The 14,263-nt window shown below is 52.8% G+C and carries 13 protein-coding genes; 7 read left to right on the top strand and 6 right to left on the bottom strand.

Annotation, left to right across the window (positions count from 1 at the left end):
* Positions 1-43: 43 nt before the first annotated feature.
* Together EC836_RS06940 and EC836_RS06935 are read right to left on the bottom strand one after the other, a co-directional pair.
* On the bottom strand, positions 44-304 hold the full coding sequence (locus EC836_RS06940) for a helix-turn-helix domain-containing protein (protein ID WP_123331467.1): 261 nt from the start codon (positions 302-304) through the stop codon (positions 44-46).
* A 114-nt stretch (positions 305-418) separates the two neighbouring features.
* Positions 419-676 carry a helix-turn-helix domain-containing protein gene (locus EC836_RS06935; protein ID WP_123331465.1) on the bottom strand — a complete coding sequence of 86 codons (258 nt, stop codon included), beginning with the start codon at positions 674-676 and terminating at the stop codon, positions 419-421.
* A 122-nt stretch (positions 677-798) separates the two neighbouring features.
* On the opposite strand from EC836_RS06935, the gene EC836_RS06930 reads away from it, so the two are divergent.
* Positions 799-1,113, top strand: coding sequence for a helix-turn-helix transcriptional regulator (locus tag EC836_RS06930; RefSeq protein ID WP_123331463.1), 315 nt, complete (start codon positions 799-801; stop codon positions 1,111-1,113).
* A gap of 10 nt (positions 1,114-1,123) precedes the next feature.
* Here EC836_RS06930 and ampH read toward each other — a convergent pair whose 3' ends face one another.
* The gene (gene ampH, locus EC836_RS06925; RefSeq protein WP_123331461.1) at positions 1,124-2,299 is read right to left on the bottom strand and encodes a D-alanyl-D-alanine-carboxypeptidase/endopeptidase AmpH; all 1,176 of its coding nucleotides are present in this window, start codon (positions 2,297-2,299) and stop codon (positions 1,124-1,126) included.
* Positions 2,300-2,436: 137 nt separating this feature from the next.
* Positions 2,437-4,746, bottom strand: coding sequence for a phosphatidylglycerol--membrane-oligosaccharide glycerophosphotransferase (opgB, locus tag EC836_RS06920; RefSeq protein WP_123331459.1), 2,310 nt, complete (start codon positions 4,744-4,746; stop codon positions 2,437-2,439).
* Between the two features lie 1,338 nt (positions 4,747-6,084).
* On the opposite strand from opgB, the gene EC836_RS06915 reads away from it, so the two are divergent.
* A complete protein-coding gene (locus tag EC836_RS06915; protein ID WP_123331457.1) occupies positions 6,085-7,236 on the top strand; it encodes a porin in 1,152 nt (383 codons plus the stop codon).
* A 52-nt stretch (positions 7,237-7,288) separates the two neighbouring features.
* On the opposite strand, the gene EC836_RS06910 is transcribed toward EC836_RS06915, so the two are convergent.
* Positions 7,289-7,678, bottom strand: a complete 390-nt coding sequence (locus EC836_RS06910; RefSeq protein WP_123331455.1) for a tautomerase family protein — start codon at positions 7,676-7,678, stop codon at positions 7,289-7,291.
* A 166-nt stretch (positions 7,679-7,844) separates the two neighbouring features.
* Between EC836_RS06910 and EC836_RS06905 the strand changes: the two genes are divergently transcribed.
* The 5 genes from EC836_RS06905 (at position 7,845) to mug (ending at position 12,018) form a co-directional block, all read left to right on the top strand.
* Positions 7,845-8,765: a LysR family transcriptional regulator gene (locus EC836_RS06905; RefSeq protein WP_123331453.1), complete on the top strand. Its 921-nt coding sequence runs from the start codon at positions 7,845-7,847 to the stop codon at positions 8,763-8,765.
* Between the two features lie 155 nt (positions 8,766-8,920).
* Positions 8,921-9,382: a heme-degrading domain-containing protein gene (locus EC836_RS06900; RefSeq protein ID WP_123331451.1), complete on the top strand. Its 462-nt coding sequence runs from the start codon at positions 8,921-8,923 to the stop codon at positions 9,380-9,382.
* 61 nt (positions 9,383-9,443) lie between these two features.
* Complete coding sequence (locus EC836_RS06895; RefSeq protein WP_123331449.1) at positions 9,444-10,400, top strand: WD40 repeat domain-containing protein; 957 nt, start codon at positions 9,444-9,446, stop codon at positions 10,398-10,400.
* Positions 10,401-10,413: 13 nt separating this feature from the next.
* Positions 10,414-11,448: a tartrate dehydrogenase gene (locus EC836_RS06890; protein ID WP_123331447.1), complete on the top strand. Its 1,035-nt coding sequence runs from the start codon at positions 10,414-10,416 to the stop codon at positions 11,446-11,448.
* Between the two features lie 51 nt (positions 11,449-11,499).
* Positions 11,500-12,018, top strand: a complete 519-nt coding sequence (mug, locus tag EC836_RS06885) for a G/U mismatch-specific DNA glycosylase (RefSeq protein ID WP_123331445.1) — start codon at positions 11,500-11,502, stop codon at positions 12,016-12,018.
* A 322-nt stretch (positions 12,019-12,340) separates the two neighbouring features.
* On the opposite strand, the gene rpoD is transcribed toward mug, so the two are convergent.
* Complete coding sequence (gene rpoD / locus EC836_RS06880) at positions 12,341-14,185, bottom strand: RNA polymerase sigma factor RpoD (RefSeq protein WP_123331443.1); 1,845 nt, start codon at positions 14,183-14,185, stop codon at positions 12,341-12,343.
* Positions 14,186-14,263: the final 78 nt, after the last annotated feature.

The following is a 14,263-nucleotide window of genomic DNA, read 5'->3' as shown; positions in this document are numbered from 1 at the left end:
ATTCTGCGTTAATGACCATGAAGGTACGAGGGGTAGGAAACGGCTAGCCGCCGTTATGATGACTGTCGTACCAGTGCTGCACGATGTCGGCCAGTTCGTCTTCCTGAATGTAAAAATAGCATGCGGGGACCTGCAGTATCACTGCCAGGCGGCAAACCAGCTCAAAGTCTGGCGTGTGAACACCCCGTTCATACTGGTTCATTCTTGCACTGGCGGTGGCCTCGTCAATCCCCGCTAAAATACCCAGTTTTTGCTGCGCCAGCCCCATCCTCTCGCGCGCTTGTTTTAAACGATATGGCAGCATGTCGATCCTGACTTCTGAACAGATAACAGGATTCTCTTAGCCGTTCGATTAAAATGTACTAAGTAGAACTTAGTCTAATCTTCAGGATGTACAACGGGAAAGGCGTTGTGACTTTTAGTGCGATTTATGCTGGGAGTACCAGGCCAGCACCAGTCTGGCGAGCTCATCTTCCTGGGTATAAAAATAGCAGGATGGCACGTCCAGGATAACGGCCAGACGGCAGACCAGTTCAAAATCAGGCACGTGAATGCCCCGTTCGTACTGATTCATACGGGCACTGGCGGTGGCCTCGTCAATTTGCGCTAAAACGCCCAGTTTTTGCTGCGATAACCCTTTTCTCAGGCGAGCCTCTTTCAAACGTTGTGCCAGCATAGTCATCCCGGTTATTGAAACAATTAACAGGATTCTCTTAGTTGCCAATGCAAATTGTACTAAGTAATTCTTAGTGCTAGATTGGGCGTGAATCAGGAACTCACTGAGATGCAGAGGACGCTATGACGAAACGACAGGATATGCACAGTGCGGATATTATCGCCGCGATAAAAAAACGTAAGAATTCACTGGCGGCGCTTTCGCGTGAGGTGGGGCTAAGTTCGGGAACGCTGGCGAATGCACTGAAAAAGCCCTGGCCGAAGGGGGAGTTCATTATCGCTGCCGCGCTGGATATGCATCCATCTGAAATCTGGCCAAGTCGTTATTATGACAAGCGCGGCCGCCTGCTGCCGCGTGAAAAACTCATCCGCCGCTCACGGGATGTCAAAGCGGCGGATGATTCTATTTTAGACGGCGATGAAGGGTATGCCGAATAGACTCGGGCGATCAGTTCGCCATGATGCTTGCGGCCAGTTGGGCACTGCCTGACGAGTTGCCGATCATCTCGGTAAGCAGATTGTTGACGCCATCACTCATCGGCGTAAATCGGCTTTCATTCGAGCGAGCGACCACGATAAATACGCCGACGCTGTACTGCGGCACCATCGCCATATAGGTAATAAAGCCGCCGCCGCCGCCGGTTTTTTCAATGATCCCCGGTCTGCCATCGCGCGGCGCCATATATACCCATCCCATACCGAGGGCATCCGCGCGTCCGGGTACATCCATGCCTTCTACTTTTGTCAGTTGGCTGCGCTGATAAATCATCGTTTGCAGACGGTCAACCTGCGGGCTGCGGGTGTGCACGTCGGATGACAGGAACTGCTGCATCCAGCGGCCCATATCATCCGGTGTCGAGTAGACCCCGCCGCTGCCGATGGCGGCCAGTGAGTTATTGCACGGGCTCGGGCTTTTAGCCGGAATAATCAGCCGCGCGCACTGGTCCGGAGAAGGAGTGAAGGTGGTATCTTTCATCCCCAAAGGTCGGGTCACTTTTTCCTGCAGCAGGGCCGGGTAGGGTTTACCCCCGGCTTTGGCCAGCGCATCACCCAGCAGATCGAAGGCTAAGTTAGAATAGGAGGCGACCTGCCCGGGAGCCGATTTCAGCTGTGCGGTGCGTAGCCACGCCCAGCGTTGGCTGTTGGTGGGCCAGGTAAACACCGGACGCATGGCTTTACCACCGGGCTGCTCGCGAGGCAGGCCGCTGGTATGTGTGGCAAGATTGATCAGTCGGATAGGCTGCCCGTTCCAGGCTGGCACCCGGGCGCCGGCTGGAGCGTATTTGCTGAGCGGATCGTCCAGCTTCAGCTTTCCTTCTTCCGCCAGTTTGACCATCAACTCGCTGCTCATCAGCTTACTTAATGAGGCGATGCGGATTAGTGAGTCTTTATTCGGTGGCTGTTTGCTACCGGGGCGCGCGACGCCTCGGCTGGCGAAGATGCGTTGATTGGCATCGATAGCGACGATCGCCATACCGCTGGCTTTGGTGTTGTAGAAAATATTATCGGCATAGCGATTAACCAGTTCGGAGGCCAGCAACGGGTCAGGGGATTTCTGCGCCTGGCTTTGCAGCGGCAGAGCAAGTACAGGTAACAGCAGTAGGGCGTTGCGCAAAGATTTCAACGGGAAGGCTTTCCTGTGAGTGAATGGTTACTAATCCATAGTAATTTTTCTGTTTTTTACTGCAAGTCCTTCATGTGAATAAACGTGTCACTACCCGTATTGAAGGGAATCCGCCCCCGATGACGGGGGCGAATGATTTAAGGCTGTGGTGACACCTGCATATCGACAAGGCCAATGCCCAATCGGCGGGCCGCAAAGCCATCTACGGTGCCCAGCGTTGACTCGATCGGCTCCGGGGGCACCAGCACGATGCTGCGCGCGCCAGAAGGATTGTTGACCTGCAGCGTCAGGGTGGTATCGCTTTCCCCCAGTGAAATTTCCTGCTGCCAGTCGCCGACCTTAACGATCACCGGGCGCAGCGCGTTGTGACCGAAGGCCCGCGCCGTCAGTTTCAGCTGGAATACTGTTGGCAACGGTTCCAGATACTGAATGGTCACTTCCGGTAACAGATTGGCATCAGACCAGCGGCCCCAGGTTTCAACATAGGACATGCCGGTGATTTTCAGCACCTGCTGCGGCAGCCCCGGAAGGTTAAATAGAATACGGTCCGAGCGATATTTCAAATCGGCATCGGCAATTCGCAAACGGGTTACGCTGCGCTGATACTGTTCGTCGCTGCTGTTGTCGTTACTGTTGCTGCTGGCCGAGGTGAAGGTGATTTTCCCCAGCGTGTTCCCCGGTTTAATCTGGTCGATATGCGGCCTCGCATTCAGCGTGCCGTTGGCAACGCACAGCCCGTTGTTCAGCGTCAGGGATTCGTCCCATACGCTGCCTATTTTGTAGCAGCGATCCGCCCAGACAAATTTTTCGTCCGGGCCGAACTTTGCCAGCTGCTGTTTCAGCGGCGTTGCCAGATAGGCATCAAGCTTCGGCTCAATTTTGTTTGGCATCACCGATAGCAGCAGCGGCAGCTTGAAGTGTGAACCGGAGAAGCTGAATGTATTTTTCTCGCTGTCAATTTTGTACTCCGAAATGGCTTTCGGAAAGTTCCACAGCTTAATGACGTCGGGCTTCCATTCGTTGATTTTTTCTTTGATATTCAGGTAGGTGGCGGAAAGCGAAGTGGATGACAGCGAACTGCGCCCCAGGCCGATAAAGTTGTCGCCGCCCATGGCATCCAACACCGTTGCTCCGTTATCCAGCGTGCTGCGTTTAGCCGTAATCACTTTGCTGCTCACGCTGTCGCCGCGCAGCATAAAGAACAGGTCGCGGCGGTCGTGCTGGTTCAGATATTTAAAGGCGGTGTTATTCATCGCCAGGTGATCGGAGCCGACCACGATAATGGTGTTTTTGAAGTACGGGGTAGCGCGGATCTTCTCAATCAGCCGGGCGATATGTTCCTGGCCACAGGCAACGGCGGCGAAAGACTTATTTTCCTTTCCATCGAACGGATAGGATTTTCTCTGGCAGCTGCGTGAGATGAATCCATCTGGATGATGGGTATCCACGGTGAGGGCGAACAGTGAAAACGGCTGATTCTTCTTCGCCAGTTCCAGATATTTATCGAACACGATGTCCAGCACGGTGTCGTCGTACCAGCCCCAGTCGTTACGATAGTTCTGATCCTTCACCATGCTCTTCAGCTCATTGAAACCATAAATATGGTCAAAGCCGTGGGAAGTGAAGAACAGATCTTTACCGGCAAAGCTCAGGCTGGCGCCCTGATAAAAATAGTTCTGATAGCCTGACGCTTTCAGGATGTCACCCAGGCAGACGTTTTGCGGATAAAAGGTGGAAAGCGAGCTGGAGGCATTGCCGTCAAACGGAGCAAACAGCGGGATGCCGCACTGTGAGGCGACGATACCTGCGATGGTATATTCGGTTCCGGGCAGCTGTTCGGTGTTACTGAAGTCGAATGAATCCGCTTTGATGCGGTTCAGTTCCGGTGCCAGGCCAGGGAATGCCTTATCATCAAAGTAGGTGCGTTCCAGGCTTTCAGCATAGATGTAAACCAGGTTTGGGCGGTCGCCGCGCAGGTTCTTCCCCGGGACTTTGTAGTGGCTGTAAAAGTCGGAATCTCCTTTGGCGACCTGCGATTTAATCAGGTCGCTTACCTGCTGATACGCCGGGGTTGTTTTAATGGAGGCAACGGCCAGTACCAGCGCCAGCAGGCTGTACAGTTTGCTGTAATTATGATTTTTTCGTAGTCGTAAAACCCAGGATAAAAACAGGAACAGCAATAATAAACCGACGATCAGACCGACGGCTGGCATAATATATTTCTGTAGTCCTGCGCCACTCAGGCTGCTGGTGATCGTATAGATAACCGCGTCGTTAATTCCTTCACCGGTAAAGTAATTACTCGCAAAAAGTGAAGCATTAAGAATGATATAGATGCCCAGCAGCGCCAGTACGGCGGAAAACCACAGCCTGTGCCGCCCGGCCTTCCAGGTGTAGAGAGCCGCAGACGCAATAAACAATAATAAAGATAACCATTCTGAAACCATTGGATCGTTTTTACCCTGTGTGTGACGCAATCCCTGTCAGGTAGCGGCGAGATGAAATGATTCGAGTTAACGAATTAATTTAACGCAGCGAATTATCTCTGGCAATAATTTGGGGTGACAGCAAAATGTGCCCGGGAGGGGCATTCATGCCGCTCTGTTTAGCTTCTGTTTAACTTTGTCTGACGTAAACGTAACCAATGTTAAGCAAAGCAATCGTATGAAAAGAAACGGCAAGTTTGATATAAAAATTATGTTTTTCATTGGATTAGCATGGTTTCTTTTTTTACCTGTCTTTGCAACGTTGAACGGCGTACAGCCAGTACAGGTTATAGGGTAAACGCTGCTAATCTTTCCTTTCATCCGTCAAGAATTGCAAAATTCAGATACTGCTCACATTCTCCCTTCACTCTTAGGATTTCTGCAGCCTGATGGGGATGACGTTTTTTTCTGGCGCGGTCAAAGATGCAGGGCACCCCGATGGTGTAAAAGTGTGGACTCATCCATGTTTAAGATAGCCATATTAGACTGTCGATTACTCTTACTCTGCGTCGGGCACCTTTTTCGCTGATTGTGTCGCTGATTTAAATTAATGTCCTCATTTAACCCGTTAATGAGAGGGAAATATCGCGAGGCTGTTCAGCACTCTATATTTTATTGCGGGCGGGCTCTTTAAAGTTATTGATGTTCTCGACGAGGAATCTGGCCGGGTTAATTATTGTCAGAAAGAGGGTGTTTTCTAATAATGTCTGGTGTCAGAAATCACACTGTTAAGCCGCAGAGTTATGCCGATCGGCGACAATTATGCTCGCTGGTGGATTAGGGTAAATTAATAAGGAATGCTGGCAATCTGGTTACGGAATACCATCAAGGCTTTAAACACGGTGTTTGCGACAGATGTGATAGCGCTGAGATAGCGGTGCCGCATTGGCACAATCACCTGCCGGGCGGCATCGGATATGTTGCTGGACTGGACTGGACTGGACTGGGTTGAGTTGAGTTGAGCCGGAAGATGGTGCAAGCAGCGCGTTACGCTACATACATCGGCCTGCAGGCAATGAGAACTTTTCCTACAGGGTGTCGTTAAACGACTAACGGCGGAAAGAAGCACTTAATCCAGTATGATTTTTAATCGCACCAATAATGCTATTGTTTAGCAAAGGTATATGTAATAAGCACAAAATGGTTAATTACATTCCAGTTGAAATATATTGAAAACAATTATTGATTCTTTTTTTGGAAAAAGAGCACAAAACAATAAGGTTGGTGGATTTTATATTTATCCGTTCAGGGTAATATTTTGGGCAATATTTATTATTTAATATTACACGGGGATACAAGATGTTAATAAAAGTGCGTGCACTTACCCAGGCAGTGGCTCTGGGACTGATTGTGGGCAGCGCTTCTTTTGCCGCCAATGCCGAAATTACGCTTTTAAAGCAGGATCCACAGGCGGGTGACCCGCTTAGCCGTCTGAACTTCACTGTCGGCGGAAGCATTCGACCACAGTTCAACAATATGACCGGCGATGAGGATAAAGGTTCCTATAAGCGTAACGGCTTTGATGGCGGCACCCGTTTCCGCTTCGCGGCTGATTACTATCTGTTCGATGACATTAGCTGGATCAGCTACTACGAACTGGGTGTGAATATCCCTGCGTTATTCGACTGGGATAACCACCATGCCGACGGCGCTAATAATACCTCGCGCCGTATGCTGTATACCGGCCTGAAAAGCGCGACCTGGGGCCAGTTGACCTTTGGTCAGCAGAACAGCGTCTACTACGATGTTGTCGGCGCTAAAACCGATATCTGGGACTATGACATGCTGGGCCAGGCATCGGGTAACGGGATTAACGGTGACTACGATGGCTCTTATCGTAGCCGCAAGATGTTGAAATACAAAAATACCTTTGGTGATACCGACTTTTACGCGTCCTATCTGTTCTCCGACAATGAGTACCTGCCGGGTAATGGTCTGCGTTACAAACGTCAGGGCGGCGGCTCGCTGGGTGTGGACTACCACATCACTAAAGATCTGACCTGGGGTACTGCATGGAACTATACACGTGCTGAAATGCGCAATCCTGGCAACGGCGATGATAAATCCTATGATCAAAATATCTTCGGTACGGCACTGAGCTGGACGCCGGATAACTGGACCTTCACCGCCGGCGGTGGCTGGTATGATAATTTCCTGACCACTAAGCAGGCGAACGTTCACAACTACTTTGCCGGTGATGCGTGGGGTATTGAATATCTGGCAGGTTATACCATTCCGGTGCAGCAGTACGGACTCAAGTCAGTGATGCCGTATGTGATGGGCGACCGCATGGAATACGTGACCGGACGTAACTACAAGCGTATCGACAACGGCTTGGGCGTCACCTTCAAGCTGGACTACGGCTTCCGCGTTGACTACGAGCACGTCTTTACCTCAAGCACCGACAATCTGGGTGATATGAACCTGGTGCGCCTGCGCTACGACTTCTGATTAAACGGTACTCCCCGCCGATGGTCGGGGAGTTTCCACGGCTGAATAGGCCTTACAGTTCGCCGGTCAGGTACTGTGCCACACCGTTCCCGAAGCTCCAGTCACCTTTCTCGTTAGTGATGAATGTGATCATCACGTCCGAGGGCAAAATCCCGCAGCTTTCCTGAAATTCGCGGCACAGTTCTGCCATAAAGAACTGTTTCTGCTCGCTGCTGCGCGGGCTGGTAAAGACCCGCACCATCACCAGATTATCGGTACGTTGTAGCCCCAGACCGGTATCTTCAAACACCATCTGATAACCTTTGTTTTCGTGAACAATCTGGTAGCGATCGCGCTCTGGCACTTTAAATGCTGCCAGCACTGCACGGTGCGCGGCATCCAGCAGCGTTTTCAGCTCTGACTCGGAACGGCCCTGAATAACATCAAATTGCAGTAATGGCATAATAACCTCGACACTCTCTATTGCTGGTTTTAATGGGCAGTTTCGCTGTGATTGTTTGATAATGTTCAGCCGGTTCTGCTCGTCTCTGGGGATAAATTTACCCATAAACTCCGTCGGGAAAAAGCGCTATACTTGAATTGATTATTTACTATAGTGAACAATTGAAATGAAAGATCTGAAAACCGATGCGCTTTGGACCCATCTGCACTGGCTGACGGTGCTGGCCGAGCAGGGTAGCTTTACCGCCGCGGCAGACCGGCTGGAAGTCAGTAAAGCGGCGATGTCACAGAAGATTAAAGAACTCGAGCAGCTGGCTGGGGTACCCCTGGTGACACGCACCACGCGTAGCGTCAGGCTGACCAGTGCCGGTGAAAAGCTGGTGGACGATCTGCGGGCGCCGTTTGCCCAGATTGCGCAGAGTTTTTTCAGCGTACGCGATTCCGCCGGACCGCTGCGCGGCCTGGTGAGGGTGACCGCGCCGGTGGCGTTTGCTCGCCAGCAACTGGTACCGCATATCACGGCGTTTCTGCGTGAACATCCGCAGGTCAGGGTGCAGCTGGAGGTGTCCGATCGTCTGGTTTCCCTTGCCAGCGAAGGATTTGATTTGGCCATTCGCCACAGCAACACGCTGCCGGAAACCCACGTCGCACTGCCGCTGTGCAGCACTCATGCGCTAGTGGTGGCATCCCCCGATTATCTGGTGCGCTACGGCACACCTGAGACACCGGCGTCACTGAGCGAGCATCAGTGCCTGTATTATCCCCGCGGTGTGGAAGCCCCGCGATGGAGCTTCCAGCCCCTCTCCGGCGGTGAACGGCTGGCGGTTAACGTCAGCGGACCTTTTGCCACCAACAACAGTGAATCCATTCGTGATGCGGCGCTGGAAGGGCTGGGGATTGCGCTGCTGCCAGACTTCAGTGCACAGGCGGCATTACAAGAGGGGAGGCTGATCCAGCTGCTGCCGCAGTGGCAAACCGTTGGCGCCTTTGCCGATATGCTGTATGTCGTGCGCCCCTGGTCGGCGCAGGTGCCGCGGGCGGTGAGTGGCTTTATTCACTGGCTGCGCGAGGCTTTTTCTGCAAAGTAAGCGATCCACTATCCTGGAGGGCGTTTTGCCCTCGATTGCAGGGAATAGTTGATCTGCCTCTCAAATAAAACATTCATTTCCTTTTTGTGTTCATTGAAAAAATAAATTCATTTATCCTGCAGGCCTTATTTCGTCAAACTTGCCGGAGATGTTTTATGTCAGCCATTCCCAGCCTTGAAACGCTGTTACAGCAGGAAGCCACCGTTCGCGTCAGCCAGTTTGATTTTGATACCGCATGGAAAATTGGTTCGCTGATCCGCGAGCGGGCCGTCAAAGAGAAAATGCCGGTCGCTATCGAAGTGTTTGCGTTTGGTCAGGTGTTGTTCAGCACGTCGCTGAGCGGCTCGAGCGCAGAAAATCTTGAGTGGATTTCTCGCAAGCGCCATACCGTTTTACGCAACGCGCACTCCTCTCTCTACACTCAGGAATTGAATAAGTCACAGGGCACCCCGATGTCCGAGATGAACTATATGGACCCCGAGCGTTACACCGACAGCGGCGGCAGTTTCCCGATCCTGTTGGGCAACGGCGGCGTCATTGGTACGGTCACCGTCAGCGGTTTGCCTTCTCACGAAGACCATGCGCTGGCCGTTTGGGCCATCCAGCAGGTGCTCTGAATCCTCATCGTATAATCGGATGAACTACCCTTATAGTGTGATAAACCTAAGGGGTATGTGTATGCCGATAACCGATCGCCGATTAGGCCTGATTGCCGTTGATAAGCAGGGCAGCAATGTCCTGTTCCTCGATCCACAGACCTTTGCCGTAGAGCGCGAGCTGAACGCTTTTCCCCCCCGTCCCCATGAGTTGCTGATCCTGCCCAAACAGCGCAAAGCCTGGGTGCCAATCTATGGAGATGGCATTCACGGTGATAACCCCCACCCTGGTCACAAAATCGCGGTGATCGATCTGGAATCTCGTGAGCTGACGGGATTTATCGACATCAGCCCGCTGGAGTCGCCGCATACCGGGCGGCTGGGCAGTGACGGTTACGTTTATATGTGCTGTGAAAACAGCGCGACGATTCTGATACTCGATCCGGAAAGTGAACGCATGATCGGTCATATTCCGCTGACTTCATACAACAGCCATCGGCTGACTATCCTGCCCTCCGGGCGCAAATTATTCACCGATAATGAAGAGGATGCGACGCTGACCGTGGTCGGGCTGGCCAACGGCAGGGGGGAAGTGCTGGATAATATTCTGATGCCGGGGCCGATCAATGGCATCGCCGCCTCGCCGCTCTATCCCTATCTGGTCGCCACCGATGCACGGCGACCGTTGCTGTATGTGGTTGATGCGCAGAGCCACCGTATTCGGCAGCATCTGCCGCTGGACGGTCACAATAAAGCAGCACAAATTACCCGCTTCAGCGAAGATGGATCCCTGCTGGTGGTCATTGGCGATAACGAGCCCGTTATCAGCCTGTTTGATGCCACCCTGAATCCACTCGGGCAGATTGCCGTCGGCCATAAACCTATGGATGGCTGCTTCAGCCCGGACAACAGCCAGCTGCTGATCGCGAATGAAGACGACGGTACGCTGAGCGTGATCGATCTGGCCAGCAGGCAGGTGATTGCTACGCCGTCGGTCGGCCGCGGCTGTGAAGTGCTGAGCTATTTTGCCCTGAATTAACGTAAGGAGAGTCATGAAAAGCTATCAAGTGGCGGTGATCCCCGGAGACGGTATCGGCGTGGATGTGACGGACGCGGCCTGGCAGGTTTTGGAACACAGTGCGGCAAAATTTGATTTTGCCCTCAGTGGTGAGCGCTTCCCGTGGTCCTGCGAGTACTACCTTGAGCACGGCGAGATGATGCCGAAAGACGGTATTGATAAGCTGCGCCAGTTCGATGCGGTGCTGCTGGGTGCCGTAGGCTGGCCGGAAAAGGTCGCCGACAGCGTGTCGCTGCACGGCCTGCTGCTGCCGATTCGCAAACAGTTCGATCTGTTTGCCAACGTCCGCCCTCATCGCCTGTTGCCTGGTGTAGAAGGTCCGCTGCGTAAAGGCGACTTCGACATCCTCTGCATTCGTGAAAATACCGAAGGCGAGTACAGCGGAGCTGGCGGCCGTATTCATCAGGGAACGGCGGATGAAGTGGCGGTTGAAACGTCAATTTTCACCCGCCGTGGCGTTGAACGCATCCTGCGCTTTGGTTTTGAGGCGGCCCGCAAGCGTAGCAAACGACTGGCGTCGGTCACCAAATCCAACGCGCAAAAGTTCACCATGGTGATGTGGGATGAAGTCACTGAGGAAATCGCGAAAGAATACCCGGACGTCAGCGTGACCCGCTATCATATTGATGCGATTGCTGCCCGTATGGTGATGAACCCGGAAACTCTGGATGTGATCGTTGCCTCGAACCTGTTTGGCGATATCCTGACCGATTTGGGTGCCGCGATTCAGGGCGGGCTGGGTTATGCTGCGTCAGCTAACTTAAATCCAAATCCCGGCGTGCCATCGATGTTTGAGCCGGTACACGGCTCTGCTCCGGATATTGCCGGACAGGGGATCGCCAATCCGATTGCGGCGATCTGGTCGGCGGCACTGATGCTTGAGCATCTGGGTGAAACCGCGGCGGCCAGTGCGATTCTGCACGCGGTTGAAACGGTCACGGCGGAAGCGAACGTGAACGGTGGCTTAACAACGGCGGAAATCACCGCAGCGGTGATTGCCGCTATCTGATTTCAATCCGGGCCTCTGACCAGGGGGCCCGTCTTAAGGAGCCTTTGCTGTATGGAAGCACACGGCATTACGGATATTATTCAGCCCGGTCTTCGGGTGTTGTTCTGTGGTATCAACCCCGGAAAGTCCTCTGCTCATACCGGCTATCACTTTGCCCATCCCGGCAACCGATTCTGGAAAACCATTTTTCAGGCAGGATTCACTCTGAGTCAGCTCAAACCCGAACAGGAACAGCGGCTGCTGGAAACCGGCTGCGGCATCACCATGCTGGTAGAGCGCCCGACTGTATTGGCCAGCGAGCTGGCGGGGAACGAGTTGCGCGACGGCGGGCTGGCGCTGAGGGAGAAAATCGAACGCTATCGTCCCGCCGCGCTGGCCGTGCTGGGAAAGCAGGCCTATCAGCAGGCGTTTCGCCGCAGCAAAGTGGAGTGGGGCAGGCAGCCGGAGTTAATCGGTGAAACCGAGGTCTGGGTACTGCCTAATCCCAGCGGGCTGAATCGCGCTTCACAGGAAGAGATGAGCGCGGCCTATGCGGTGCTGGAACAGGCGCTGACGGCGCGAGGCGTTTGAACGTTTGCAGCCTGATTGCAGAAAAATCAGAGCCGTCGTTGAGTTTTGATAACCTAACTCGTTGGTTTTAAGAGCTTGAGGTAAACTGCGAGGCGGGTGCTCAGGATCTTTTGTCCTGAGCTTTTAGCCCGGGACAAAAAGAGAAAAGCCCCACTTGATGTTAATCAAAGTGAGGCTGCTCTTTACGACCCACAACGTAAAGGTAGCCTTTTACCTGCTGAAAAGCAATGGAGAAGGAGGCGCAAAGATGACGCATAAACTGTTCGTTTTCTGCAAAAAAAAAGGCCCCTGTAAGGGGCCATTCTGTTAAGCGATGCTTCGATTAGTCATCAAGGAAGCTGCGCAGCACTTCGGAGCGGCTTGGGTGACGCAGCTTACGCAGCGCCTTCGCTTCGATCTGACGAATACGCTCACGCGTTACGTCAAACTGCTTGCCTACTTCTTCCAGCGTGTGGTCGGTATTCATATCAATACCGAAACGCATACGCAGAACTTTCGCTTCACGAGCCGTCAGGCCAGCCAGGACGTCGTGAGTCGCGGAACGCAGGCTCTCAGAGGTTGCAGAGTCCAGCGGCAGCTCCAGCGTGGTGTCTTCGATAAAATCACCCAGATGTGAATCTTCATCATCACCAATTGGCGTCTCCATGGAGATGGGCTCTTTGGCAATTTTCAGCACCTTACGGATTTTATCTTCCGGCATCAGCATACGCTCGGCCAGTTCTTCCGGCGTTGGTTCGCGGCCCATTTCCTGCAGCATCTGACGGGAGATACGGTTGAGTTTGTTAATGGTCTCAATCATATGTACCGGGATACGAATGGTACGCGCCTGGTCGGCGATAGAACGAGTGATCGCCTGACGGATCCACCATGTCGCATAAGTCGAGAACTTATAGCCACGACGATATTCAAACTTATCTACCGCTTTCATCAGGCCGATGTTGCCTTCCTGAATCAGGTCGAGGAACTGCAGACCGCGGTTGGTGTACTTTTTCGCGATAGAGATAACCAGACGCAGGTTAGCCTCAACCATCTCTTTCTTCGCACGGCGGGCTTTCGCTTCACCGATAGACATACGACGGTTGATATCTTTAACCTGCTCAATGGTCAGGCCGGTTTCTTCTTCAATGTGCTGCAGCTTTTGCAGGCTGCGGTACACGTCGTCTGAAACGTCGTTCAGCTTCTCTGACCACGGTTTGTTCATCGCCAGTGCGGCTTTGAACCAGGTTTCGCTGGTTTCATTACCGGTAAACAGGGTGATGAAGTTTTTCTTCGGCATTTTGCAAAGTTCAACACACAGCTTCATGATCAGGCGTTCTTGCGTACGAACGCGGTCCATCATGGTGCGCATGTTGTTCACCAGGTAGTCGAACTGCTTCGGTACCAGGCGGAACTGTTTGAAGACGTCAGAAAGGTTCTGAATTTCAGCGATAGCATCAGCGTGGCTGCGGCTCTTCGCTTTGATCACGGTGCGGGTGGTTTCGTACTGCACACGCAGGTCGTTAAACTTCTCACGAGCCAGTTCAGGATCGATGCTGTTATCATCTTCCGAGCTGTCGTCGTCAGACTCTTCGTCTTCATCTTCGTTATCGTCACGCTCTGCTTCAGAAAGCTCAGAACCAACGTGAGTTGCCGTTGGAGCCAGATCTTCTTCCGCGTTCGGATCGACAAAGCCGATAATCAGGTCGGACAGACGTGCTTCACCCGCTTCAACACGATCGTACTGATCGAGCAGGTAAGTGATGGCTTCAGGATATTCCGCGACGGAGCACTGAACCTGGTTAATACCATCTTCAATGCGTTTTGCGATATCGATCTCGCCTTCACGCGTTAACAGCTCAACGGTACCCATTTCGCGCATGTACATACGCACCGGGTCGGTTGTACGGCCAATTTCAGATTCAACGCTGGATAAGACCTGAGCGGCAGCTTCAGCAGCGTCTTCATCCGTGTCGGAGCTGTTTTCGTTCAGCATCAGATCATCGGCATCGGGTGCTTCTTCTACCACCTGGATGCCCATGTCGTTGATCATCTGGATGATGTCTTCGATCTGATCGGAGTCGACGATATCTTCCGGCAGATGGTCATTGACCTCGGCATAGGTCAGATAGCCTTGCTCCTTACCACGGGTGACAAGAAGTTTCAGCTGTGACTGCGGGTTTTGCTCCATAAGACGGTATCCACACTTCTGTTAAATTAGATTGGTGTCGGTCGGCTAACGTGCCAACAATAACAGTGAGGGCGTTTG

The sequence above is a fragment of the Erwinia sp. JUb26 genome, from assembly GCF_003751505.1.
Classification (GTDB): Bacteria; Pseudomonadota; Gammaproteobacteria; order Enterobacterales; family Enterobacteriaceae; genus Erwinia.
This window is presented reverse-complemented; position numbering and strand designations above follow the sequence as displayed.